Annotated in this window: 24 protein-coding genes and 2 pseudogenes; 13 read left to right on the top strand and 13 right to left on the bottom strand. The window is 70.1% G+C overall.

The annotated features are described in order from the left end of the window. Positions 1-53: 53 nt before the first annotated feature. The 3 genes from ACZ5PB_RS21400 to ACZ5PB_RS21390 are packed head-to-tail and all read left to right on the top strand — an operon-like array spanning position 54 to position 3264. Complete coding sequence (locus ACZ5PB_RS21400; protein ID WP_468693293.1) at positions 54-314, top strand: phosphopantetheine-binding protein; 261 nt, start codon at positions 54-56, stop codon at positions 312-314. Then, the gene (locus ACZ5PB_RS21395; RefSeq protein ID WP_468693292.1) at positions 311-1585 is read left to right on the top strand and encodes a cytochrome P450; all 1275 of its coding nucleotides are present in this window, start codon (positions 311-313) and stop codon (positions 1583-1585) included. Before ACZ5PB_RS21400 ends, ACZ5PB_RS21395 begins: the two co-directional genes overlap by 4 nt. After that, positions 1582-3264 carry an AMP-binding protein gene (locus ACZ5PB_RS21390; protein ID WP_468693291.1) on the top strand — a complete coding sequence of 561 codons (1683 nt, stop codon included), beginning with the start codon at positions 1582-1584 and terminating at the stop codon, positions 3262-3264. Before ACZ5PB_RS21395 ends, ACZ5PB_RS21390 begins: the two co-directional genes overlap by 4 nt. A gap of 64 nt (positions 3265-3328) precedes the next feature. Here ACZ5PB_RS21390 and ACZ5PB_RS21385 read toward each other — a convergent pair whose 3' ends face one another. From ACZ5PB_RS21385 to ACZ5PB_RS21370, 4 genes are all read right to left on the bottom strand, one after another. Further along, on the bottom strand, positions 3329-3874 hold the full coding sequence (locus ACZ5PB_RS21385) for an EF-hand domain-containing protein (protein WP_468693290.1): 546 nt from the start codon (positions 3872-3874) through the stop codon (positions 3329-3331). A 422-nt stretch (positions 3875-4296) separates the two neighbouring features. Continuing rightward, complete coding sequence (locus ACZ5PB_RS21380) at positions 4297-4677, bottom strand: DUF2267 domain-containing protein (RefSeq protein WP_468693585.1); 381 nt, start codon at positions 4675-4677, stop codon at positions 4297-4299. Between the two features lie 114 nt (positions 4678-4791). Continuing rightward, positions 4792-5187 (bottom strand): DUF2267 domain-containing protein, encoded by a 396-nt coding sequence (locus tag ACZ5PB_RS21375; RefSeq protein ID WP_468693289.1) that lies wholly within the window; start codon positions 5185-5187, stop codon positions 4792-4794. Between the two features lie 96 nt (positions 5188-5283). Continuing rightward, positions 5284-5733: an Hsp20/alpha crystallin family protein gene (locus ACZ5PB_RS21370; protein ID WP_468693288.1), complete on the bottom strand. Its 450-nt coding sequence runs from the start codon at positions 5731-5733 to the stop codon at positions 5284-5286. A gap of 128 nt (positions 5734-5861) precedes the next feature. On the opposite strand from ACZ5PB_RS21370, the gene ACZ5PB_RS21365 reads away from it, so the two are divergent. Beyond that, positions 5862-6494, top strand: coding sequence for a type III effector protein (locus ACZ5PB_RS21365; protein ID WP_468693287.1), 633 nt, complete (start codon positions 5862-5864; stop codon positions 6492-6494). Positions 6495-6655: 161 nt separating this feature from the next. On the opposite strand, the gene ACZ5PB_RS21360 is transcribed toward ACZ5PB_RS21365, so the two are convergent. Both ACZ5PB_RS21360 and ACZ5PB_RS21355 read right to left on the bottom strand, forming a co-directional pair. Beyond that, complete coding sequence (locus tag ACZ5PB_RS21360) at positions 6656-8278, bottom strand: vWA domain-containing protein (protein WP_468693286.1); 1623 nt, start codon at positions 8276-8278, stop codon at positions 6656-6658. After that, on the bottom strand, positions 8275-9507 hold the full coding sequence (locus ACZ5PB_RS21355; RefSeq protein ID WP_468693285.1) for an AAA family ATPase: 1233 nt from the start codon (positions 9505-9507) through the stop codon (positions 8275-8277). Before ACZ5PB_RS21355 ends, ACZ5PB_RS21360 begins: the two co-directional genes overlap by 4 nt. A 424-nt stretch (positions 9508-9931) precedes the next feature. Between ACZ5PB_RS21355 and ACZ5PB_RS21350 the strand changes: the two genes are divergently transcribed. Next, positions 9932-10138 (top strand): hypothetical protein, encoded by a 207-nt coding sequence (locus ACZ5PB_RS21350; protein WP_468693284.1) that lies wholly within the window; start codon positions 9932-9934, stop codon positions 10136-10138. Between the two features lie 913 nt (positions 10139-11051). Continuing rightward, positions 11052-11240 (top strand): hypothetical protein, encoded by a 189-nt coding sequence (locus tag ACZ5PB_RS21345; RefSeq protein WP_468693283.1) that lies wholly within the window; start codon positions 11052-11054, stop codon positions 11238-11240. A gap of 182 nt (positions 11241-11422) precedes the next feature. Here ACZ5PB_RS21345 and ACZ5PB_RS21340 read toward each other — a convergent pair whose 3' ends face one another. Both ACZ5PB_RS21340 and ACZ5PB_RS21335 read right to left on the bottom strand, forming a co-directional pair. Next, the gene (locus ACZ5PB_RS21340) at positions 11423-12289 is read right to left on the bottom strand and encodes an LLM class flavin-dependent oxidoreductase (protein WP_468693584.1); all 867 of its coding nucleotides are present in this window, start codon (positions 12287-12289) and stop codon (positions 11423-11425) included. A gap of 270 nt (positions 12290-12559) precedes the next feature. Then, positions 12560-13261, bottom strand: coding sequence for a DUF6585 family protein (locus ACZ5PB_RS21335; RefSeq protein ID WP_468693282.1), 702 nt, complete (start codon positions 13259-13261; stop codon positions 12560-12562). A 584-nt stretch (positions 13262-13845) separates the two neighbouring features. Between ACZ5PB_RS21335 and ACZ5PB_RS21330 the strand changes: the two genes are divergently transcribed. The 6 genes from ACZ5PB_RS21330 (at position 13846) to ACZ5PB_RS21305 (ending at position 19652) form a co-directional block, all read left to right on the top strand. Further along, positions 13846-14010, top strand: coding sequence for a hypothetical protein (locus ACZ5PB_RS21330; RefSeq protein WP_468693281.1), 165 nt, complete (start codon positions 13846-13848; stop codon positions 14008-14010). 68 nt (positions 14011-14078) lie between these two features. After that, entirely contained in the window at positions 14079-15170 is a 1092-nt protein-coding gene (locus ACZ5PB_RS21325; RefSeq protein WP_468693280.1) for a UbiA family prenyltransferase, read from the top strand. Continuing rightward, positions 15167-16621, top strand: coding sequence for a cytochrome P450 (locus ACZ5PB_RS21320; protein WP_468693279.1), 1455 nt, complete (start codon positions 15167-15169; stop codon positions 16619-16621). The genes ACZ5PB_RS21325 and ACZ5PB_RS21320 overlap by 4 nt, the downstream gene beginning before the upstream one ends. Next, the gene (locus ACZ5PB_RS21315) at positions 16618-18399 is read left to right on the top strand and encodes a DUF6875 domain-containing protein (RefSeq protein ID WP_468693278.1); all 1782 of its coding nucleotides are present in this window, start codon (positions 16618-16620) and stop codon (positions 18397-18399) included. The genes ACZ5PB_RS21320 and ACZ5PB_RS21315 overlap by 4 nt, the downstream gene beginning before the upstream one ends. A gap of 5 nt (positions 18400-18404) precedes the next feature. Further along, positions 18405-18812, top strand: coding sequence for an Mpo1-like protein (locus ACZ5PB_RS21310; RefSeq protein ID WP_468693277.1), 408 nt, complete (start codon positions 18405-18407; stop codon positions 18810-18812). Positions 18813-19424: 612 nt separating this feature from the next. After that, complete coding sequence (locus tag ACZ5PB_RS21305) at positions 19425-19652, top strand: hypothetical protein (RefSeq protein ID WP_468693276.1); 228 nt, start codon at positions 19425-19427, stop codon at positions 19650-19652. Positions 19653-19718: 66 nt separating this feature from the next. Here the strand turns inward: ACZ5PB_RS21305 and ACZ5PB_RS21300 are convergent, their stop codons facing one another. Together ACZ5PB_RS21300 and ACZ5PB_RS21295 are read right to left on the bottom strand one after the other, a co-directional pair. After that, a complete protein-coding gene (locus ACZ5PB_RS21300) occupies positions 19719-19988 on the bottom strand; it encodes a barstar family protein (protein WP_468693275.1) in 270 nt (89 codons plus the stop codon). Positions 19989-20067: 79 nt separating this feature from the next. Next, on the bottom strand, positions 20068-21450 hold the full coding sequence (locus ACZ5PB_RS21295; RefSeq protein ID WP_468693274.1) for an MFS transporter: 1383 nt from the start codon (positions 21448-21450) through the stop codon (positions 20068-20070). Between the two features lie 291 nt (positions 21451-21741). Between ACZ5PB_RS21295 and ACZ5PB_RS21290 the strand changes: the two genes are divergently transcribed. Further along, a complete protein-coding gene (locus tag ACZ5PB_RS21290) occupies positions 21742-22770 on the top strand; it encodes a methyltransferase domain-containing protein (protein ID WP_468693273.1) in 1029 nt (342 codons plus the stop codon). Positions 22771-23188: 418 nt separating this feature from the next. On the opposite strand, the pseudogene ACZ5PB_RS21285 reads toward ACZ5PB_RS21290, so the two are convergent. The 3 genes and pseudogenes from ACZ5PB_RS21285 to ACZ5PB_RS21275 all read right to left on the bottom strand — a co-directional run. Then, positions 23189-23350 (bottom strand): annotated as a pseudogene (locus ACZ5PB_RS21285) (IS21-like element helper ATPase IstB); the annotation flags it as partial. Continuing rightward, a complete protein-coding gene (locus tag ACZ5PB_RS21280) occupies positions 23347-23553 on the bottom strand; it encodes a hypothetical protein (RefSeq protein WP_468693605.1) in 207 nt (68 codons plus the stop codon). The gene ACZ5PB_RS21280 and the pseudogene ACZ5PB_RS21285, both read right to left, overlap by 4 nt. 216 nt (positions 23554-23769) lie before the next feature. Continuing rightward, a pseudogene (locus ACZ5PB_RS21275) lies at positions 23770-24161 on the bottom strand (hypothetical protein); the annotation flags it as partial.

The following is a 24161-nucleotide window of genomic DNA, read 5'->3' as shown; positions in this document are numbered from 1 at the left end:
TTTCGGGGTCGAAGTGATCAGCGGATGGGAAGCGCAAGTTGAGCGAGCGACGGATGAGCAGATCGGAAGTCCGGGCCGTTCTTGTGGACGCCGTACGGGAGTTGCGGCCCGAGTTCGCCGAACTGTCCCTCACCGGAGACGAGCACCTCAGCGCCGAGTTGGGGCTGGACTCGGTGGCCCGGGTGGAGCTGCTGGTCGTACTGGAGGAGGAGTTCGGCATCGAGGACGAGGTGGACCCGAGGATCTTCATGACGCCCGCGACCATCAACGGTCTGGTGGAGCAGATCGTGGTCACCGAGGACGTCTGCCCGTGAACGTCGCAGCAGCGGCCACTCCCGCCATCACCACGCACACCATCAGCGGAGACGATGCCAACCCCGCCGCCCCCGAGGGCGATGCCGCTCCCGTCCCTCGGCTGGGCGAAGGCGGGAAAAGCCACGGCGGAGGGTGCCCGGAGGGCGGTGGACGGGTGTACCTCGCCGGTTCCGGGACGGCGGAGCGGTTCTTCGGGGCCGGGGACGACGAACTGTCCCACGCGGAGGGCTGGGATGCCGTCTTCGGCGGGAGGTTCGGCCGCGGAGTCCTCAATCTCGACGGTGAACGTCACCGTTCCTACCGCCAGGCGCTCGTGCCCCTGCTGCGCCGCGGTGTGGTGGCGGGTCATCGGGAGGTCATCGCGGAACTCCTGGCGCGGGCCGTACAGCAGCTGCCGATGGGCACACCGGTGGACCTGCACGCCTTCACCCAGCCCCTGGCCTTCAGGGTGGCCGCCCGTCTGTTCGCCGGGATGGACGAGCACCAGGCCGAGGAACTCCACGCACTCTTCAGCGAGTTGAGGACGCCGCCCGCGGGGGAGCTGGGCACGCCCGGCGGCAACCAGGCCGCTCGGCGCGTGGGACGTGCGCGGCGCCGGGTGCGCGAGCTGCTGCGCGACGCCGTCAGCCGCCTCGGCCACACCGACGGGCCGGTGAGACGGCTGCGGGCACTGCCCGATCCGCCGCCCGACGATGTGATCGGCGAGAACATCGCCATCCTGATCCTCGCGGGGTACGAGACCACGGGATACCTCAGCGCCCGGCTGCTCTGGCTGCTGGCCCGCCATCCGCTGCAACAGGAGGCGGTACGCGGCGAACAGGGCGATCCTGTGGCCGCACCCCAGCTGGAAGCGGTCTTCAACGAGACGGCCCGCCTGCACCCGCCGCTCGCATGGCTGCCCCGCAGGGCGCGTACCGACCTGGGACTGGACGGCACGGCGGTCCCGGCCGGCACCGAGGTCTTCTACTCGGTCTCGGCCACCCAGCGCGACCCCGAAGTGTTCGCCGATCCGCACGCGTTCCGGCCGCAGCGCTTCGCCGAGGGGGAGCGGCACGGCCGCCTCGCGATGACACCGTTCGGCGCCGGACGGCGCATCTGCGTCGGCATCCACCTCGGCACGCTGGAGACGAAACTGATCGCCTCCGGCGTGGTACGGGAGTTCCGGCTCAGCGCGCCACCGGGCCCCTACATCGGCGACGTCTCCCACAACGGCTCCACCGTCACCTCCGCCGCACCGCTCCTGGCCCGGCTCGACCCGATCTCTGGATGACCATGCGACCGCTCGACTGCCCCACCCTCTGCGACGCCGTACGCGCCCTCGGCCCGGAGGTGTCGGTGACCTACCCGCGCACCGGTGAGCGAGGTGAGCGAATGGACGCCACCGACCTCGACACCGGCTCGACGCGGTTCGCCCACCGCCTGGTGGCGGCCGGAGTACGCCCCGGCGAGGTCGTCGGCCTGCTGTCGCTGACGGGCCCTCAGGTTCTGGTCGGTCTCCTGGGAATCGTGCGCGCGGGTGCCGCGGCCAGCATGTTCCCGACCGCCGGCGGTACGCCCGAGCGCGAGGCCGAACGGCTGGCCCCCGCGATCGACGCCGCCCGGATGAGGCACCTGGTGGTGCACCCGGACTGCCTCGACACGGCACGGGCACTCCAAGGGCTGCGCCCCGACCTGACCGTGGTGAACGCCGGCACGACCGCTGCGGGCCCCTCTCCCACAGACCCCTCTCCCACAGACCCCTCTTCCGCCGGGCCACTGCCGCAGGCTGCGCCCGACGACCTCGCGGTGGTCCAGTTCACCTCGGGCAGCACCTCCGCCCCCAAGGGCGTGATGCTGTCGCACTCCACCGTGCTGGCCGGACTGCGGGCGATCGCGGCCTCCGCGGAGATGAACCGTGACGACGTGATGGTGACCTGGGTGCCCCACTTCCACGACATGGGACTGTTCGGCCCGTTGGCCGTCCTCTTCGCGGGCGGCAGCGTGCACGTGATCCCACCACTGGAGTTCGTACGGCGGCCCGGCAGGGTCCTGCGGCTGATTGCCGAGACCGGCGCCACCATGCTGACCGGACCGGACTTCTCCTACCAACGGCTCGCGGCCGCCGCCACACCGGAGCTGACGGCGGAGCTCGACCTGTCGCGGTGGCGGCTCGCCTTCAACGGCGCGGAACCGGTTCGAGCCGCCACCGTTGACGCCTTCACCGCCCGGATGGCACCCGCGGGGGTGTCGTCGTCGACGATGTACCCGGTGTACGGCATGGCCGAGGCGACCTTGGCCATCGCGTTCCCTGTCCCCGGTACCGCGCCCAGGACCATTCATCTGAACCGCCGACTCCTGGCCGACGAAGGGCTCGCCGCCGAGGTGGCCCCGGACCATCCGCTGGCAAAGCCACTGGTCAGTGTGGGCAGGCCGGTACTGGGAATGCAGGTGCGGCTGGTGGACGAGGCCGGAGTGGTGTGCGGTCCTGGGCAGTTGGGCGAGATCCAGATCGCCGGGCCTGCGGTCACCACCGGATACTTCGGCGCCCCTGATGCCACGGCTGAGGCCTTCGACGGGAGTTGGCTGCGTACCGGTGATCTCGGGCTCCAGCTCGATGGCGATCTCTTCGTCACCGGGCGCCGCAAGGAAATGATCATCGTCAACGGCCAGAACCATTTCCCCGAGGACGCCGAGAGCCTTGCCCGTCAACAGCCAGGCGTGCACCGGGGACGGTGCGTCGCCTACGCGGACAGCGACGGCGAACGTCTCACCGTCGCAGTGGAGATCGCCCCGGGCGGCGACCCCGACATCGTGGCCGGGCAGATCCACCGGACGCTCTCCGACCGCCTGGGCCTGGCTGCCGTGCACGTCCACCCGCTGCGTCCCGGTCGGCTGCCCCGTACGACCAGCGGCAAGTGGCAGCGCGGCCTGGCCCGCGAACTCCTGACGGAACAAGCCCGGACGCGTTGAAGCCCGAGTGCGCCGCCCACCGCCGGGGGCGACAGCGCACTCGGGCCTCTCGGGCCTCAGGGGGTCAGATCTTGCCGAACAGGTGGTTGCCCCCGGCGTTCGCGTCCTCGCTCAGGAAGAACTCCTCGATGGCCTTGGACAGTTCGGCCTCGGTGACGTAGCCGTCACCATCGAGGTCGATGCGCGCCATGGCGGCCTCGTGGTCCTTGTCACCCATGCCCAGGCCGACGTGCGCCTTGGCCAGCTCCTCGCCGTCGAGCTTGCCGTCGCCGTTGGTGTCGCACAGGGCGATGATCGCCTTCGCCACGGGCTGGATGAGCTGGCGGTACCCCTCCCCGGACGCGGCGTCGGACCGCAGCCCGTCGATGTACTCCGCGCGGCTGACCGAACCGTCACCATCGGTGTCGAGAGTCTGCCGCAGGCCCTCCCACAGGCTCCGGTACGCGTCGCTGAGCGCACGGTACTTGGGCGATTCCGGGGTCTGGTCGAACTCCCGCCCCATACGGCTGACGATCAGATCGAAGTCCTCCTGGCTGATCTTGCCGTCGCCGTTGGTGTCGATCAGGTCGAAGTGCCGAGTGATCTTACGGGTCAAGAGGTCGGTGGACATCAAGCGTCTCCTTGCTTCGAAACAGTGCAACTCATCACTCAGGGTACACAGTCGAATGCGGAGCGAAGTCACAACTCGTGTTGCGTTTTCGGGGGAGTCCGAGGGTTTGGAGACGGTCACGGGGAGCTGTCGCGGTCAGTGAAAGGGCTGTCCGGTTCCGGCCTGCGAGCCGGGGTGCACCTCGCTTTGCCGGATCATTTTTGACGCTCCGTCAAATCCCGCTGGCTCAGGCTGAGATGCCTCTTCGGGGTCGTGTCCAAGACATGGGCCACCGCCGCGCTGCATGGTGCGAGCGGGCTGGCGGTACGGTGGGCCGCCCGGCGACGGTGCGGACTGCGCCCTGCGGGCCACCGGACGGTGGCCCGCCAGGCCCTGGGGATCACCGGCGCAGATCTCCGCCCCGCCGTTCTCCGCCTCGCCGTCTACGCGGCTTGGGCGAGTTCGGCGCGGCCGAACAGCAGGGCAAAGCCGGTGGGGAGCTGGTGGAGGATGCGGGTGGTCAGGTCGGGGCCGGCGTAGGCCGCGACGGCGGAGAAGACAGCTCCGGTGTCCCAGCGAGTGGTGGCCAAAGAGGTACCGCTGTGGGCGGCGAGGTCCTTGACGAAGGCCCAGCCGGTCAGTGGCTGGGGGTCGGGGATCTGCGCGGTCAGCACGCGTGCTGCTTCCAAGGGGAGGCAGCCGGCCAGGTCGACGCGTTCGTCGCCAGTCAGCCGGCGCCCCAGCCCGGCGAGAACCAGGCGGACGACCTCGTCCGCTCTTTCGCGGGTGGGGTAGGCGCCCTCGTAGCGGACTTTCTCCAGCATCTGCTCGTATGCCGCTCCGTACGGCTGCTGCGGCGGCGTGGATCGGTCGGGGAACACGGGGGTGGTTGCCCTTCTTGCTCTGGCCGGTGCTCGGGCACCGGCGTGCGGAACGGGTCAGACGGACTGGGGGCGGCCGAAGAGCAGGTCGTAGCCGACGGGGAGCTGGAGCAGGATCTGGCCGAGCAGGTCCTTTTCGGCGGCGTCGGCGACGGTGGACAGCACTGCGCTGACGTCCCAGGCGGCGGTCTGTTCGGTGGCGCCTTCGATCCATGCGGCGGTTGCGCGAACGAACCGCTCCGGGGACAGCGGGTCGGCGCTCTGCAACGGGTTGAGCAGGATGAGGGCGAACTCCTCGGGCAGACGCGCCGCCAGTTGCGCGCGGACGTCGCCCAGCAGGTGCGCGCCCAGAAGTGCGAGCACCACCCGGGCCGCGCGCTGGGCTTCCTCCAGGCTGTCGTACTCGCCGCGTTCCTTCACGCGGCCGAGGAATGCCTCGTATCGCAGAACCATCTCGGTCGCCCCTTTTTCAGCTTCGGGCTGCGTACGGGGTGCGGAGCGCGCTGCGGGGAGATCGGGTGCTCGCGCTCCGCACCCGTACGGCCGGTGTCAGCCGGAGATCTCCTTGCGGTCCTTGCGGTCCTTGTGGCCGGACCCGATGCCGATGGAGATCTTGCGGGGCTTGGCGCGCTCGGCGATCGGGATGCGCAGGGTGAGCACGCCCGCGTCGTAGTCGGCCTGGATGCGCTCGGTGTCGAGCGTGTCGGCGAGCACGATCTGGCGGGAGAAGACCCCCAGCGGCCGCTCGGACAGTTCCATGGTTACGTCGTCGGCCTTGGCTACCGGCCGCCGCTCGGCCTTGACGGTGAGCATGTTCCGCTCGACGTCGATGTCGAGTGCGTCCGTGCTGACACCGGGAAGGTCGAAGGCCACCACGTACTCGTCGCCCTCGCGGTAGGCGTCCATCGGCATGGCCGACGGGCGGGACCAGGTGCCCGGGCCCATCAGCTGCTGTGCCAGCCGGTCCAGCTCACGGAAGGGGTCAGTGCGCATCAACATGGTGAGAACACCTCCAGCAGGTTTGGGCAGTTGCTGCCAATGCGCTGCACTGACACTGTTGTAGCATGTCATCCAATGGATGACAAACATGGTGTCATCCATTCGTTGACAGAAAGGGAGAAGTGGCCGTGAGCGAAGCCGACCAGCCATCCATCACCAGCGCGAATGCCCGCAGCCCGGTGTCGTTCCTGGCCGTCTCGGCGGCCCTGGACGCCATGGACGACGCCCTGCGCGATGCCCGGAACGCGCCGCCGGCCACCCGCGACGCGCCCGGGCCCGGGCCGGAGCGGGCGCTGGCCTCCCTGATGCTTCTGCGGGAGATGCGCGAGCAACTCGCGGACTGGGAGACCGGGCTCATCGAAACCGCCCGCGACGCGGGAGCCAGCTGGGCCGACCTCGCGCTCCCCCTCGGCGTCGCAAGCCGCCAGGCCGCCGAGCGCCGCTATCTGCGAGGCCGCCCCGGCCCCGCCGGGAGCACCGGCGAACAGCGCGTCCAGGCCACCCGCGAACGCCGCGCCACCGTACGCGCCACCGCCACCTGGGCCCGCCGCCATGCGGCCGACCTGCGCCGTATGGCAGGCCAGATCGCCGCCCTCACGGACCTGCCCCCCGGGGCCCGCCTCCCGCTCAGCCAACTCGACGTGGCGCTCGCCCACGACGACCCAGCCGAACTCGTCCGCCCGCTGACCGCCGTCCGCCCCCACCTGGCCGCCTCCCACCCCGACCTCGCCGCACAACTCGACACCCTCACACCCCCCTGAGCCCGCTGATGCGTCACGAGGACGCGAGGCACCCGACATCACGGGCAGGAGTGGTGCACGCGTTCGCGTGGACGCCGAGACTGTTGCTCGCGTGCTCGCGTGCTCGCGTGCTCGCGTGCTCGCGTGCTCGCGCGCGGGAGCTCACAGCCCCGCCCGCCCCGTCAGATGATGCGGAACAGGTCAGCAGCGGCGTGCACGTCCGTGAGGTCCTCGACGGTGCGGAGGTTGTCGGAGAGGAGATCCAGTACGGATTCGGGTTCTGCCGCACGCGGGGCGCCGACGGCTATGGCGAAGAGCCGGAAGTCCAGGCGGCGTTTGGCCGTTCGCCAGCCGCGCAGCCACTCCTCGCCGACGTCGCACTCGTCGTCGGTGATCATCACGATGTCACCGCGTGAGCGCGACGCGTCGTTGAGCTCCTGGTCCAGGATTTCCCTGGCGGCACTCAGCGGGGTCTCGTAGCTGGTGCCGCCGCCGAGGAACGTCTCGGCGAATTCCAGGACCCGGCCGGTCGCGACCTGTTCGCCCGCGGGGAAGCGGAAGGCCTGGATCCTGCCGGGGGCGGAGAAGAGGATGCCGACGAAGTCGCGTCGGGAGTGGCGGGCCTGGTCCAGCAGGGCCAGGGCGCAGCCCTTCGCCCAGGCCTCCCTGGTGACGCCGCCGGGACCGGCTTCGTACATGGAGTGCGAGGTGTCGACGCACGCGATGATGGCGCCGCGGCCGGTGCTCTGCTCGCCCAGGTGGTCGTACAGCATGAGTTCTCCCGCAGCGTAGCGGGCGGCAAAGAGCGCGCGCAGTGCCGGTGAGCCGAGGTGGGCGAGTTCGGCGGGGACGATGCGGGAGAGATCGTCGCCGAGTGTGACGCCGACCAGTTCTCCGGTGGTGCGGTGCACCTTGCGGGCGCGCTCGCCGTCGGCCATCCGGCGGAAGCGGCCGATCAGGTCGGCCCACCGGGCGAGCCGGCCGGTGCCCAGTCGCTGTGCGAGGCGCAGGCGCTGGTCGAACGGCATCCGTTCCTGTTCCGCCGGGGCGACGCCCCAGGCACGCATCAGCGCAGCCTCCTTGCGGGCGGCGGCGACCGCCCGTGCCGCCGCGGTGTGCGTGGCGGCCCGCACTCCGGGGGCCACCGCCGTGAGCGCCTGGCCGGCGGCCTGTCCGGCCTGCCGGGCGGTGGCCCCGGCGGCCTCGGCGGCGGTGACCGCCTGCCGTACGGCGTCGGCGGCCCGACCTGTCACGGCGCCCGCCTCGTCGGTCTGGCCGACGGCTTCCCGGAGCGCGGCGGCCACGGCGGCTGCCGCGTGTTCCGCGTTCCGCTGTGCCTCCTTCGCCCGGTCCGCACTGTCCTGCTCCCGGCGGGTGTGTTCCAGGATCCGGCGGAGTTCCGGGGCCAGCGCGAGCACGGCCAGGGCTGCCGCGTAGGGGTCGCCCGCGGCCGTGCTGCGCAGCTCGTCGAAGTCGGCGGACTCCGTCAGCGCGGTCACGATCCGGTGGTTGAGCAGCCGGGACGGATCCATGGCGGCGCGTGCGCGTACCTGTGGCCTCGTTGAGCGGTACGCGGCCACGAAGACGTCCGTCAGCAGGTCGCGGGCGCCGTGGTGGGTCGCGTCCAGGTCTGCGGCCAGTTCGTGCAGTGCGGTCGCCCGCTCGTAGGTGTCGTGCCAGGTGGCGAGGTCGAAGCGGTCCGCGAGAACGGCGGTGGTGTGCTGCTCGGCGGTGCCGGAGGAGCGGGCCAGCCAGGTCGCGGACAGCCGGGTCAGCGCGGCAAGAGTGTTCGGGGTCTCGCTCACGGTGCGCTTCCGGCAGGTCCGGAACCTGTTGTCACCATGCTCGTGTCCAGGCCCAGTGCCTCGGTCAGTACGCGGGCGCGGACGGCGTGCTGACGGCCCGTCACGCGGTCGACAGTGGCGGTGGAGCGGCCGGTGCGTACTGCCTCGCTGCGCAGTTCCTCCAGCCGCTTCCCCGCCGTGGCGAGCTTGTGGTGGGCGTTCTTGATGACCCAGGTGCTCAGCGCCTCGCGGGACTGCCCGGCCATGGAGTCGAGCTGGACCTCCAGTTCGTCGAGGAGGTCGGCGAGGTCGAGTGCCTCCTTGGCGTCGGGGCTGACCAGGTGCAGTACTTCCCGCTCGACGGTGGGCCGTTCGGCGGGCGAGTTCCACAGGACGTGGGTCAGGACCGGCAGGTCCTGCTCGCTGACCGACGTACGGCCGTCGAGGTACGCGGACGCCTGGAGCAGCCGCACTGCCTGCCGCCATCGACGGTCGGAGGCGACGATCTCCTTGCGGCGGAGGGCGGAGCGCAGGGTACAGATCGCGTCCACGAGCGTGTCCGGGACCTGCACGGCCGGTACGTCCTGGGTCACGGCCTGCTGGAGTGCGGCCAGTTCCACGGTCGTACGGGGCCGCTGCTGCGGGTTACCGGTGACGGCGGAGCGGATCAGGGCGGCGAAGTTCACCGGGTCGTTGAGGTAGCCGACCTCGATCCGCACCAGCAGCCGGTCGTAGATCGCGGCCGAGTCCTCCCCGGCGGGCAGTTCGTTGCCGGCGGTGATGGCGCCGATCAGGGGGCAGCGGACCGGTTCGCCGCCGTTCTCCGGGTGGTAGATCCGCTCGTTGAGGTAGCCGAGCGTCTCGTTCAGGGCCGCGGTGGAGCACTTGAATATCTCGTCGATGAACGCGATGTGCGCGGTGGTGGCGCGGCCGTCGTAGACCTGGCGGTACTCGCCGCGGGCCAGGGCGGCAACGTCGATCGGCCCGAACATCCGGGTCGGAGCGGTGAACTTGGACAGCAGGATCTCCCAGTACGTCGCCCCGTCGACCCGCCCGGTGAGTTCGCGGGCCAGCTCGGACTTCGCGGTGCCGGGTGGGCCGAGCAGCAGTGAGTGCTGTCCGGCCAGCAGCGTCACCACGAGCGTCCGCACCACGTCGTTGCGCTCGTAGAACCGGTCCGACAGCTCACCGGTGATCGCCCGCAGCCGCACGGCTGTCTCCTGCGTGTCCAGCGTGCCGTGTGCGCCCAACTCTTCGACTCCGTAATCTCGTTCGCCGCACCGAGCCGAGCGGTCAGCGGATCTGTCCGTGCGGCTTCGGCGCCATCAGCCGGTAAAGGCCACCCCTGGGGCGGCCCCTGGGGTCGCACTGTCCGGCAGCCTGTCGGCGAGCATACGACGATGATTCGCCAGCGTTCCGGGAGGTCCCACCAGGGGTGTGCGGAACCACACGGCACACCACGCGCGCCTGGCACGCCACAGGCGCCTGGCACGAGACAGGAGCGACACCCCTGGGACAGGCCATGAACACCTCTTCTCCGCGCACGGCACCTTCACGCACCGCAGGCGGCGCCGGGTGTCTCCTCGCCGTTCTCGGCGCGGCGGGCGTGCCGCTGGCCTGGGCACCTCGGCCACGAGCAGTATCAACGGCGGTTTCGAAGGCCAGACGCACGAGTTGAGCGTCCTCTACATCGACCTGCCCCTCATCACGCTCGGCGGCGCGCTCGTCCCGTTGCTCGCCTGGATGCTGACGATGCGCTGGACGGGCCGCCCCTGGGCAGCGGCGGCCGCGGGCCTCGCCGCGCTCACGCTCGTGACGTGGGGGCTCCTGGAGTGGTGGACTCCGCAGCACCCGCCGGGCTACGGCGACGGACCACGGTGACCGGCCCCGCGTCTTCGGCCCGGTGGCGGGCCATGGCGCCGTTCTGACGCGGGTCTTCGGGCGATGGTGGCGCGGGCGTTCCGTACGACGATCCGGTTGCAGCAGGTTCAGGCGCTGGGCACCGACCTCACGGCCGTACAGGCCGCGCAGATTTCCCACCACGCCCGTGTAGTTGCCCTTCCGCCTGGCTCCTCAGCCACAGCATGGACCCATGGTCCGGCCGGCCCCGTCGGGCGCCGGAAGTGCTCGAAACCCCGAGTACGGTTCGTCCAGGGCCTGCACGCCCCGCAGGACCACCTCCGCCGTAAGGGGCAGTTGCATGCGCATTGCCCACGCGCACGGACGGGTCCAGGCGTTCCGAGGACGTCATGGGCCACGGCTGATGCGGAGGCCGGGGGAGGGGCGAGCAGGGGTATGGGGGGCTGACGAACTGCACGCACGTACCCACGGCAGCCGGGCGCCTGGTCGCGGTTGGTCAGCGATAGGGCGGCGATCGGGACGTCCTGATGGTGATGTACGTGGGCCACGATGTGGCGCGCCCGGTCTGGGTACTGCGGGACCTGCCCGTCGGGCTGGTCGGGCCTCTGCGGTTGGACCCCGTCCTGCGCCTGCCGAAGCCTCCGCCCCCCCCCGAGACCTGGCCGGAGCCGACGGTGGTCACGGTGAAAACACCTCCCACTACGACGAGGCCGGAGCCCACGCGCAGGACCAGGACCCTCTCCGGCTCACCCACCGCTCGGCCCGGAGAGAACGAGACGGACAACCTCTCTGGTTGAGGGCAGCCTGATCCGTCCCAGGACCGACCATTTGCCCGTGAACCCCCCGCCGCAGCACAGACGGCAGGCTGAACGGAGCGATCCGTACGGGCCCGTGCCCGGCCTTTGAGATGCGCGGTGTGCAGGCAGGAAGATCGATGACCGGGACGGCGAACGCTCCCTCGCACCCGTGTCCGTTCGGCCCGGGACCTCCCTGCCTCGGTCCACCTGGATCGTGGCGGGCGGTCCGCGCGGAGTTGACGCTCGGCGCGGTGCTGGCACCGCTGGAGGAGCGGGAACGAGAGCTGACCGCGCAGGCCGCGACGGTGCGGGCACAGATCACGTAGCTGACCGCGCAGGCCGCGACGGTGCGGGAACAGATCACGTAGCTGACCGCGCAGATCGACCAACTCGGCCGGGCCGCCGAGGAAGTGCGCACAACCCGCAAGACGCTTCTGAAGCTCAGGGGATCCCTGAGTTCTGCCAACGCCGTTGGCAGGCCGGCACCTTGCGCCTCGGTGCGGGGCGCCTAATCGAGCACCGGTGGCCCTGCCTCGATGCGCCGCAGCACCGGTGCCAGGCGGTCCACGTCGGGGCCGGGGTCGAGTTGCCTTTCGTCCCACCAGGTGGCACCTGCGTCGCGCAGCGGACCGATCACATCCTTGGCCTTGGCCGCGTCCGCCGGAGTGGCGCCGCCGACCACGAGGTCGAAGGGGCGCTGGGCGTCACCTTCTCGGTGAGCGCGCACATAGGTGCTCAATTCCCGCACGTCCTCGCGGTTGGGCGGGTATCCGTGCAGGGCGTTCTTGAACAGAGGAACCGCGCCGTCCCACCGTGCGGCCCGTCGCATGGGCGGGCGGTTCGGCCAGAATCCCCCGATCCACACCGGCGGCCGGGGCCGCTGCACGGTGGCGGGCTGCAGGCTCACGTTCCGCGCCTGGTAGTGCCGGCCGTGGTGGTCGATGGCCTCGCCCGTCCAGAACCGCTCCAACAGCTCCAGCCCTTCGTCCAGCCGCTCGGCGAGCACCCGTCGATCGGTGGAGTCGCCGAAGCTGCCGTACTCGTCCTCGACCGGCCCACCCAGCCCCGCGGCGAAGACGACCCTGCCTCCGCTGAGGTTGTCCAAGGTGGCCACCTGCCGCGCGAGTTGCTGCGGCCGATAGCGGGCTACCGGGGTGAGCAGCGTCCCCACCCGGATCCGTGACGTCGCGAGCGCGGCAGCGGTCAGGAGCATCCACGCGTCCCCGAAGGGCCGCCCCGAGTACCCGCGGTAATGGACGTGGTCCCAGACGAAGAGCCCGTCCCACCCGGACTCCTCGGCCGCCGCCGCTACGGTTGCCACGTTTCGGGGATCGGCGAAGTCGCCGAAGTTCGGAATATTGATCGAGAAGCGCATCCGGGCATCCTGGGCCACCACCACCTGGCCCGGCAATGGATTATGCACGGTCACACAGTGGAATCCACCGTGAAGCGGTGCGCCGTCGCCTACTGGCTCCCGCAGGTCCTGCACGGCATCACGGCGTCTCGGCATCCGCGTCAAAGCCGCCAGATGGCCCGGGCCCGCAAACCCGTGAAGAGGCGCAGCGCGCGGACTGCGCTGCGTGCACGACGGACGAGGGTCGCGGGTTGCGGGCCCGGTGAATGTGGTGTTGATGACCGGCGCTGGTTAGAGGTTGGGGCTGAGGTGGCGGCACAGCTTCATGAAGAGGTCCAGGTTGGGGATCTGGAACACCTGTGCCATCTCCGGAGCCTTCGACCTCCTCTGGTGGCCGTTGAACATGAACGTGCCGTCCTGGACCCCGATTTCGATGATCTCCGGCCAGACGATCGAGTACTTCTTGTCCCAGACGCTCTGCTGATTGACCTGGTAGGGACCGAAGTTCACGGTCTCTCCCTGCTGGATGCGCGCGATCGTCCCGGGCAGCTGAGTGCGGGTGACGCATTCCTGGATGTAGTCGCCCCACATGTACGGGTAGAGGAAACCGGCGCCGTTCGCCCACGAAGTGATGCCGAGCGCCGTCTTGTCGGACTTGAACAGGGGTGGTCTGCCGTATCCGATGTTCAGCGCATTGCCCGCCGGGTCGATGAGCACGGAACACGCTTCCGCCCCAGCGCCGTTGACGGTGCGCCGGTACTGCAGGACGCGCACCGTCTCCCAGTCGAACGCGGCCAGGGAGCCGTCCGGGTTCGTCACGGCCAGGCCGCCCTTGAAGAAGTAGAGCCGGCAGTCCCGCTGCTTCCGCCACCCGAAGCCCTGCTTCGTGGCGAGCGTATCGATCCAGTCGCCCAGGCCGCGCTCGGTGGCGAGCGCGGCGACTGCCGGGGACGGCTGCTCGCGGCGTATGTGCTCGATCTCGTCCTTTGCCATGGGGGGATCTCCTGGGTAGGGATGTGCGATAGAGGCACCTAAGATAGGTCAACTGCCCTATGGATAAAGGGGTTGAGGGACGCCGTCGGCCGATCGCCTCGACATCACCGGCGCACGCTGGGGGCTCGGCGGGGCCGAAGCGCGACGAGCCACCCCTTCGTCCTGCGGTGTCGCGACGGCCGAGGCGCGAATACCCTGACCTGCGCTCCTGTGCCGCCTCTTGGGCCGGAACTGGCCATCTTCTTCCTCCGGCCCGCGGCGAAAGCCCTGTGGCGAGCCCGCTCGAACGCCCCTGCCGTCCGTTCCGGGCATCCCGCAGGCCTGCCCAGAGAAGGCCCTGCGGGGGCAGCCTGCCCAACCCGGCCTGGACGAGCATCAGTTCGAGTCCCATGCGGCTCGGGGCGTACGTGGGGTGAGGGGCGGTGGTCTCGGCGATCTCGCGGCGGGAGACCAGGTCGGTCCGGCGGGCGGGGCCGTCTGTCTCCCTTCCGTGTGCCCACCGGCCTTCGAGCCGCTCTTGAGCGGTTGTCGACCCCGTGGTCCGAGGCTCGTTCCAAGCACTGGAGCTGTATCCCGGAGGATCCATGACCCTCGCGCCCACCCCGTCCGTCACGGCCCCCGCCCGCAAGGTGTCGGGCGACGACGTCCCGGAGCCTGGCTGCTTGCCGGCCCGGGGCGCCGCCGTGCCGGTCGTCGGAGCCCGGCCGTTCCTGGCCCGGCGTCCGCTCAGCGGGCGGTTCGGCGTCTGACCCCTCTTCGCCCGGTGCTCCCGCTTCCCACTCTCGCGCCGCTCCGCCGACAGGAAGGCGAACCACCCATGGCACACACCCGGTCCCACCCAGGGCTCCCGCCGCTGGACCTCGTGGACTTCGCCGCACTCACCCCGGCCGAAAGGGTGGCCGCGGTGCGCGCCGCCCCCGGCTCGTCGGGGTCCGGTGAGACCGTGCGCATCCTGCTCATGCTGGGACGTCCCCGCACCTGCGTTCCCGGCCTGCTGGCCTTCGCGCTCGGCTGGACCGCCGCGGACGGGACGCTCAGCGCCCTGTTCCTCCTCGGGCTCGCCCTCACCTTCGCGTACGGGCTGATGGCCAACCTCTACAACGCGTACACCGATCTGGAGGAGGACAGCGTCAACCTCCCCGGCCGGGTCTGGCTGCTGCTGCGCGCCGGGCAGCGCAGGGTGCTGTGGGCCGGCCACGCGATCACCGGGCTGCTCGCCGTCGCGTCCCTGGCCTACGACGCGTACTACCTGGCGGTCATGCTCGTGGCGCTGCTCGGCGCGCACCAGTACTCCTTCGTACCGCTGCGGCTCAAGGCCCGCCCGGTGAGCGGCCTGTTCGCGTTCAGCCTCGCCGTCTTCGGGCCCTTCCTGCTCGGCTACTTCGGCGCGCCCCGGGGCGTACGGCTGCCGGACACCGAGGGGTGGATGCTGCTCGGCTTCCTGATCCTGTGGTTCGTCGCCAAGGGCATGGTGAAGAACCTCCCCGACTTCACCGGTGACCGGGCCGCCGGGCTGCGTACCTCAGCCACCGTCTTCCCCGACTACGCCTCGGCAGCCCGCGCGGCCACCACCATGACCCTGCTCGGCTACCTCTCGTTGCCCGTACTGGTGGTGACCGGCACGGTGGCACCACCCGCCCTGCTCGCCCTGGTCTGGGCGGTATGGGCCTACACCCAGTGCCGGGCGATGGCCCGGGCCACGGACCCGGCCGCCGCCAACCAGGTGCTCAAGCGCGACATGATCCTCTCCACCGCCTTCCTGGCCACCCTCGTGCTGCTCAACGCCCCCGGCTGGGCCACCGCCCTCACGGTCGTGCTCGGCGCCCTCGTCCTCATCGGCAGCGACCACCTCGCTCTCGACTCCCGCCGCAGCCAGGACAGCGGCGTCCGGAAGGAGCAGACCGCATGAAGCGCCTCCCCGGGCCCCGAGGCCCCCGCCAGACCATCGCCGCCACCCGCGCCTTCCAGCGCTCGCTGCCGCACGGCCTGTCCCACCTCCAGCAGGCGTACGGAGACGTGTGCGCCTTCGGCGTCGGCCCGCTGCGCACCGTCTTCCTCGTCGGCCCCGAGGCGAACGCCCTGGTCCTGCGCAACTCCGACAACTTCGTCTTCACCGGGGCGTACGAAATGCTCCGGCCGATCGCCGGGGACACCGCCCTGGTCGTTACGGACGGTGCCCCGCACGACCGCAGGCGGCGGGCCGCCCTGCCCGCGTTCCACCGCACCGGCATGGAACGCGGCATCGAGCTCATCCTCGACCACGTCGAAACGGCCGTCGGCAGCTGGCAGCCCGGCCGCCGGATCGACATCTACCAGGAGCTGCGGCAGACCGTCCGGGTCGCGATGGTGCGCGCTTTCTGCGGCGAACACGTCGCCCGGCAGATGGACCACCTGGTCGAACAACTGGACCTGATACACGAGTTGATGGACTATCCGCTGCCCCGCCAGCTCGTCGCCTGGCGGCTGCCCGGCCGCGCGCGCAACCGGGCCCTGGCCGGCATCGCCGCGGTGGAAAAGGTCATCTACCAGGAGATCGCCCGCCGCCGACGGGGCGGTGACGTCACCGGTGACGGCGACCTGATCTCCGTACTGCTCGCCGCGCGCGGAGACAGCCGAGACAGCGGAGACAGGCGAGGCAGCGGGGACAGCGGGGAGATGAGCGACCAGGAGATCAGGGACATGGTGGTCAGTTCGCTGATCGCCGGTTACGACCCGGTCAGTTCCGGCATCGGGTGGGCCGTCTACCACATGCTCCGCAACCCGGGCGTCTGGGCGGCGGTCCGCGAGGAGGCGGACCGGGTCCTGGGGGACGACGCGCCCACCGTCAGTCACGTCCGCCGTCTGCACCTGCTGAACAGGGTCGTCTCCGAGAGCCTCCGGCTGCACCCGCCGGTGATGATGAGTCCCCGCCGCTGCGTGCGCGGCTTCCGCTACGAAGGCCATCTCATCCCCGCCGGCAGCCTCATCGCCGTCAGCCAGTACCTCACCCACCGCTCGCCCCGGGTCTGGGAGGAACCGGAGCGGTTCAAGCCCGAGCGATGGGAGCGCGAAACGAACGGCGGCCGGACGCCGACCCCCTTCGAGTACCTGCCCTTCGGCTACGGCCCGCGCCGCTGCATCGGCGGCAACATCGCCCAGGCGGTCATCCCGGCCGCCCTCGCCCGGCTCGCCCAGCGCACCACGCTCGAACTGCTCACCCACGATCCGCAGCCCGCCGGCATCCCGGCGCTGCACCCCCGGGACGGCCTGCACGTGCGCGTGACGGAAACGGCCGCTCCCGCGTCCCGCTCGTACGCGGGCGTCGCACACCAGGTGTCCCAGGTATCCCAGTTGCCGCAGTTATCGCAGGAGGAGCGTTGAACCCGCCCCAGCAGACCTCGGTCCAGGACGCTCCGCCCACGCCCACGCCCACGCCCCCGCAGGGCCGCAACACCGTACCCACCGCGGGCGAGGCCCGGCACGCCCGGCAGATGCGCCATCTGATCTACGGTCACCTCCGCTCCCGGGCCCTGTGCGCCATGGCCGAGTTCGGCATCGCCGACCTCCTGGCGGAAGGCCCCGCGCACAGCCGTCGCCTCGCCGCCGCCACCGGCACCGACCTGGCTCAACTGGAGCGGCTGCTCCGGGCGCTGGTCGCGTTCGGCACACTGCGCCGGACAGGGAGCGGAGCCTATGCGCTGACCCCGCTCGGCGACACCCTGCGCTCGGACGTGCCCGCATCCGTCCTGCCCACCGCGCTGCTGGCGTCCCGGGCGATGGCCCCCGCCTGGGACCGGCTGGCGGACACCGTGCGCACCGGCAGACCCGCGTTCCCCGACGTCTACGGTGAGGGCTTCTTCAGCCACCTCGACAGTGACCCGGAACTGCGCTCGGTGTTCGACCGCTCGCAGGAAACGGGACTTGCCCTGGAGTTCGAGGGGGTACGCGCCGCACTCATGCCGTACGGCGTCGGCCCGGCGGACCTCGCCGGCACCGTCGTCGACGTCGGGGGCGGAGACGGGGCGATGCTCGTCGGCCTGCTCGACACGCTGCCCGGACTGCACGGCGTGCTCGTGGACATGGCCGCGGCGCTGCCCGCCGCCCGTCGGCGACTGGCCGCCGCGGGACTGGAGGAACGTTGCACCCTGGTGGAGGGCGACTTCTTCGGCGTACTTCCCCGGGGCGGTGACGTCTATCTGCTCCGGCACATCCTGCACGACTGGGACGACGACTCCTGCCTGGCCGTGCTGCGCAACTGCCGTGCCGCCATGGGCGCCGACGGCCGCCTGATGGTCGTCGACCACCTGCTCGCGGAGGAGGGCGGGGGAGCGGGACCCGAGGCCGGAGGCACTGACGCCGGAAGCGACGACGTTCAGTCGGGCGCCCTGATGGACCTGTACATGATGACCCTGTTCGACGGCGGCCGGGAGCGCAGCCGCGCGGACGTGACCGCGCTCCTGGAGAGCGCGGGGTTCTCGGTCACCACCGTCACCCGCCTGCCCGGCGGCAGTGCCGTCGTCGAGGCGAAGGCGCTGCCGGAGCCGGCCGCGCCGGACGACACCGAAGAGACCGTACGGCGCTGGCTGTGCGACTACGTGACCCAGCCGCACGAACAACTCGGCAGGGATGGCGCGGTGTGCCCGTTCGTCGCTCCCGCCCTCCAGGCGGACACCCTGCGGCTGCGTACCGAGCGGGATCTGCGGGACGCGACCGCCGCGGACCTCACCGCGCTCGTCCACGACATGGTGCGGGAATTCCTGACGGCCCGCTGGGCGCACTCCAACCCCACCCTGCACACCCTCCTGCTGGCCCTGCCCGACCTGCCGCCCTCCCGCTGGCACCTGCTCGACCAGGTGCAGGCAGACGTCAAGAAGGAGCTGGCGGAACAGGGCCTGATGCTCGGCCAGTTCCACCCCGACTGCGCGGAACCGGCCGCCAGGAACCCTTCGTTCCCGGTCTCCCGTTCCCCCGTCCCGCTGCTCGCGCTGCGCCGTATGGCAGTGCACGACGTGCTGTTCCTGCATGAGGACCCCGAACTCTTCGCGCAGTATCAGTGGCGGTTCGCCGCCCGGTACGAACGGGGAGCGGCCGTCGACCCGTTGTTCCGGCACATCTACCAGGCCAGGTCCCGCAAGCTCGAAACCTCCGAAAGGATCTGAGGACGATGAGAGAGTTCGACAAACGGTTCGAGGACTACATGCGTGGCCACACCAGCGAGGCCAGCAGGTGGATGCACGTCGCCGGGATGGCGGCCGCGGCCGTGTCCGCCACACGCGTACGCGGCCGCGGCGCCAAGCGGCTCTGGACCGTGCCGGCCAGCTTCTTCGCCTTCGCCTGGAGCGGGCACTTCCTCTTCGAGCGCAACCTGCCGGTCGGCTTCACGGATCCGGTCGCCGCGTTCTCGGGAGACCTCAAGATGATCTATCTGATGGCGACCGGCAGGAACCGCGAACTCGTCGTGCTGGTCGAGCGGTTGCGTCAGGAGGAGACCCAGGCGGCCGCCTCCACGGACCACACCCCCGCCCCGGCCCGCGTCGGCTGCCCGGTCACGGATGCCTCGGTGTCCGCCTAGGCGATCGGCGCCCTCCGGCCACCCTGCGCGCCGGCCGGAGGGCACCGACGGCCCGGCCGCGCTGCGGGCAAGCCTTGCCACCACCGCCGCGGGCCGGTAACTGGAGCCCCGCACTGCGAAGACGTGCGCGAACTCGTCGAGGAAGTGCTCCCGGTCGTGGGACGGCTCCTGCTGGTGCCAGACGTGCTTGTCGTCGTCGTGCCCGCTAAGGGCTGCTCGCCCCCGAGGTGTCGCGGCAGCGCGCCTCGACCGAACCGTCGGCTGATTCCCTACTGCGGTCTGCTCTCTGGTCCTGTGCCCGGTACGGGATCTGCCAGCCGCACTTCCGAAATCCGCCGGGTGCTCCGGCCCGACAGCCGGCTCTGTTCCTACGAACACGGGCGGGCCCGATGGCCAGCCACAGTGACTGCGTCCCGCGGTCGCGCAAGTGTTCCTCAAGCTGCGTCGGCCCGGCCGGTACCGCCGCTTCTGCGGCGATCACGCAGAACCGGCCCTACCGCGGCGACCGGAGTGCCTCGGCGCTCTCCTGCACCAAGGCAGGTGGCCGGACGGCGGCCCCGAGCGGCACTGTGAGGACCCGGGTGCGCTCGGTGTGCAGTTCCTGGACTCGCCGTGCCCCCGCCCGCCGGTATCCGTCCGGCCAGCAACTCCCTCGTCCGACCGCTCAGGACCCGGGCCTCGGCCGAACAGGGCTGGTGGGACGGTGTCCTGCTCGACCTGTGGCTGCCGGCCGAGTCGCCCACAGAAGCAGAGGAATCCACCGAGTACTCGTTCTCGAACCTTCCCGCCGAAGCCCCCCTCGTCACCGCAGCCCACGCCTTCCTCACCGGGACGTGCTGAGGTGTCGGACCGGCATCTGCACCACCTGCCACTGTGCATTACCGGCCCCACGGGCAGAGGCTTCATCTATGTGAATTCGACGAGCAGACCCGGACGGTACTCATCGCGGTAACGGTCGAGCTGGTGCCGAAGTTCGTCGGCGCCATCCGGTACGTGCACCAGCAGCTCGGACCAACCGGTGAAGCGTATGCGGTCGGGAATTCTGACCAGGCCGGTGACAGCGTCCCAGAACGCAGCCCAGTTCCTGCCGTAGAAGTAAGGGAAGCCGAGCTCTTGCTTCAGCAGGTCGTGCAGTTCCCTCTCCGTGAAGACGGAGGAAACATCGATCGTCACCATGATCCGACATCCTACGGAGACCATCCACCCGGCCGAGATTCGCAGACGTAGCGGACCTAACGGAGTCCTGCTAGGCCCTTCAGCCCTTCGAGGCCGGACCTTCGCCGACTGCCCCCTTGTGCACCACGCGAGCGCCGCCGATGTCGCGCCTTCCGCCAGCGGGGCCACTGACACGTCTGCTGGCGAGCGCCGCGACCGTCGCGAACAGTGCTGCCAGCAGGTAGGCCGCACCGTCGACCCAGAACGCCAGCCGCAGGCCATCGCGCGGCACCGCGGCGGCAGCGACCAGCCCGCCGAGCAGCGCCACGCCGAGCGAATTGCCGATCTGCCGTGCGGTGTTGTTCAGCCCGGACACCAACCCCGCCGGGTGCCCCGGGGCGGCTGCGACGACACATGCGACCAGCGCCGACATGCCCACGCCCACGCCGATGCCGCACACGACGAGCGCGATCGTCATGGAGAGGGTGTTGCCGAAGGACCAAGCGAGCCACCAGATCGCGAGGCCCGAGAGCGCGCAGCCCGAGACCGCCACCGCGGGGCTGCCCCACCGCTTCGAGAGGTGTCCGGCAAAGGGGCTGGCCAGTGCGTGTGCGAGGAAGAGCGGGGCGATGCGCACACCGGCCGAGGCGGCCGAACCCTGCTGCACGTCCACGACGTACAGGCTGGTCAGGAGCAGCAGTCCGAGTGTGCCGAGGCTGACCAGCAGGGCAGCGAGGTTGGTGCCGGCGAACGGCCAGGACCGGAACAGATGCAGGGGTACGAGTGGAGCGGGCGAGCGGGCCTCCACGAGAAGGAACGCGGCCACCAGCACCACCGCCACGCCGACGGAACCCAGCGCCGGCGCCGACGACCAGTCGGTGCTCGTGCCGTGCGCGACACCCCAGGTGAGGGCCAACAGTGCGGTGCAGGCCAGGACTTGACCCGGCCAGTCCAGGCGACGCAGCGGCCCGTGCGATTCCCGCAGGACTCTCCGTCCGAGGGCGATCCCGAGGATTGCCACGGGGAAGTTCAGCCAGAACATCCAGCGCCAGCCGAGCCCGTCCACGATCAGCCCGCCCAGGATCGGCCCGATGGCCAGTGAGGTTCCGGCGACGGCCGCCCACCAGCCGATCGCCCAGGCGTGTTTGTCGGCCGAGAACCAGTCGAGCAGGACAGCCAGGGAGGAGACCAGGACTGCCGCAGCGGCGATGCCCTGTCCGGCGCGCAGGGCGATGAGCCAGCCGATTCCCGGTGCCAGCGCACAGCCCGCCGACGTGAAAGCGAAAGCCGCCAGACCGGCCAGGAACGTTCGTTTCCGGCCGATGCGGTCTCCGAGGACGCCCAGGCCGAGCAGGCACGACGCGAAGGTCACCAGGAAGGCGTCGACGACCCAGATGACGGTCGACGTCGGCGCCTTGAATTCCGTCTTCATCGCACCGAGAGCCACGTTGGTGATCGTCGAGTCCAGCTGCGTCATGAACATTCCCGTGCAGATGGCTGCCAGGACCGCGCGATCCCGCCCGGAGGTAATGCGACTCGGTAGTTCCTTCACGGCAGACCAGACTGGTGGACGGGGAGAGGAGAGGTCAAGGTCAATATTCGGCCCGGACAGGGAACTTGGCGGGAAGGACCTTTGGCTCGATCCGGGCTGGAGGCCGTCGCTTGCTCTCATTAGAGTTTCACGACGCGTGCGCAGGACTCCAACAGCAGCACCCCAACAACAGCACTCCAACTTCAGGGAAACAGCAAGCAACGACCCAAGGGGAACAGGGAATTGATAGGCGCAGCGAGCGGACCCGAACAGGACGTCACACGCATCTTCAACTCGGCGGTCGCCGCGTCCGCTATCAGCGCGGCGTGGGACCTCGGCATTCTCGACGAGCTCCAGAGCAAGGGGGAAATCGACGCGCACGCCTACTCCTCCCTGCGGGATTTCGATGTACGGTCGACGATCGGAGTCCTGCGTGCGCTGGCCTCGGTGGACATCGTGCACCGTGACGACGCGAAAGCCTTTCCCGCGAGGAACTTCCACGAGGTGTACCGCACACGCTCCTTCTTCCACTGGCTGACGCGAGGAAGTGCCCAGCTCTTCCGGGAGATACCCGAGGTGATCGCGGAACAGAACCGGCACGGAGACTTCTACCAACGGGACTCGGCCGCGATCGCACGCGCCTGCCGCGAGATCAGCGAGCTCACCTACGACCCGTGGTTCTACCAGGCCGTCGACGACCTGGACTTTGCCCCCGCCTGCATCGCCGACCTGGGATGCGGCAGCGGTGACCGCCTCCTCCAACTGCTGCGCCGCTTCCCGGACGCCCGCGGAATCGGCATCGATGTCGCGCGCCCCGCTCTGGACGACGCCGTCGGTGATGCCGCCGCGGCCGGACTCGCCGATCGGGTGTCGTTTCTCCAAGCCGACGTGCTCGCTCTGGAACAGCGCGCGGAGTTCGCCGAGGTCGAGCTGCTCACCTGTTTCATGATGGGCCACGACCTCTGGCCCCGGGAGAACTGCGTTCGCCGGCTCCAGAACTTCCGTACTCTCTTCCCTCGGGCCCGGCGATTTCTGCTCGGGGACGCGACCCGTTCTGCAGGAGTTCCGGACCGCGATCTGCGCACCTTTACTCTCGCCTTCGAATTCGCCCACGATTTGATGGGAACCTTCCTGCCTACCCTTTCCGACTGGGAATCCGTCTTCGAGGAAGGCGGCTGGTCCGTGCGGAAGGAGCACCGCATCGACCTTGCGGTCGGGGAAGTCATCTTCGAACTCGAACCCAGCCAAGGGTTTTCCCGTAAGAGTTTGTAACACGATCAGGCTGCAGGCCGAGGAGACAAAAGCGTCGTGGAGTGCGGTTCTGAATTCCCAGTGGACCGCGAGGAGTTCAAACGCGGTGGAGCAGGGCGAAGGCCTGTGCCACTACGTAGCGGAGTTTTCCCATGCCCTGGATGTTCGGCATCCACCGGCCTGGCCCCGGAGGTTGACGAACGGAGCCGGACACCGCCCGTCGTGATCGACGAGTCGCACCTCCTCGACCACCAGGAGCTGGAGGCGATCCCTCTCCAACACGAGCCGGAACAGCAGAAATGCGCCGAACAGTGCCCAGGCGCCTCGGACGGGAGCCGAGGCCGGGCTCCGGGCGGCTCCCTGGCCCGAAGGGGATGTCACAAGCAGCCGGCGGCCCTTCACCCGGAGGAAGGAGGGCCGCCTCATGAAGCTGCGGTGTTCAACGGATCATGGCGGCAGCTTCGGCTCGGGCGTGCGTGCCGGCGAGGCGGTAGGAGTCAGTCTCGGTGAAGGTCTTGGTCCAGCCGTCGAAGGACTCGTTGGAGGCGATGGTGACGCTGTTCTTCTCCTCCTCGCGTACGGTCAGGACCTGGAAGTTCAGTGGGCCATGAGCCAGCCGATGCCCGCAGCTGCCACCACCCCCGCGACTGTCAGCGCGGCAGGGCGCCAGCGCCGCAGGAGATATCCGAGCAGCGTGGCGGTGAGCAGCACGGCCAGCGTCCCGGTCGCACCGCGCACGAGGCCGTTGCTGTAGCCGAACCCACCGAAGTGCTGTGCGAGCCACCCGGCCCAGACGATGCTCATACTTCCCACTCCTCATGAAAGGCAGCCCACAAGGCCGGACGACTGCCGAGGGCAGCCGCCCCACCCGTGCTGCCGAAGCAGAACCGATGGCCACGGCTCCGCCGCAACATGCCTCACACCCAGTGCGTGCTCGCGCGTCTCCGGCCATCCTTGGCGGACACGGCAGGCGCCTGGGGCTCCGCAGGCCGAGGTGGGTGAGTCGTGCGGGGTAGCGGCTCATGGCTGGTGCGAGATTCGGGCGGCTTCGTCGGTTCGGCTGCTGGCGGTCTCGGTGTTCTTGGTGTTCTTGGTGGTGAGCATGGTCGTTGTGTCGGCGGGGCGGGGCTGGGGGATGGTGATGCTCATGGTGGGGGTATCCGGTTTGACGGTTACCGGTGGGGTGCCTGCCCGGCGGCGGCCGACCCGGCGGGCAGGGGTGTTCTTGCGGACGTCGGTGATGCCGCGTTTGAGGGTGGTGTTGAACCACTTGCCGAGCGGGCGTTCCACGGCGCGGTGCAGGATCCAGGCTGCGATGAGCATCAGCACGATCACCCCGGCGACCAGGGGGAGGGCGGGGACCCGGTTGCGGAAGTGGTGGATGATCGTGATGCCGATGTTCATGTGGATCA

Source organism: Streptomyces sp. NPDC032721 (assembly GCF_055579625.1).
This window is presented reverse-complemented; position numbering and strand designations above follow the sequence as displayed.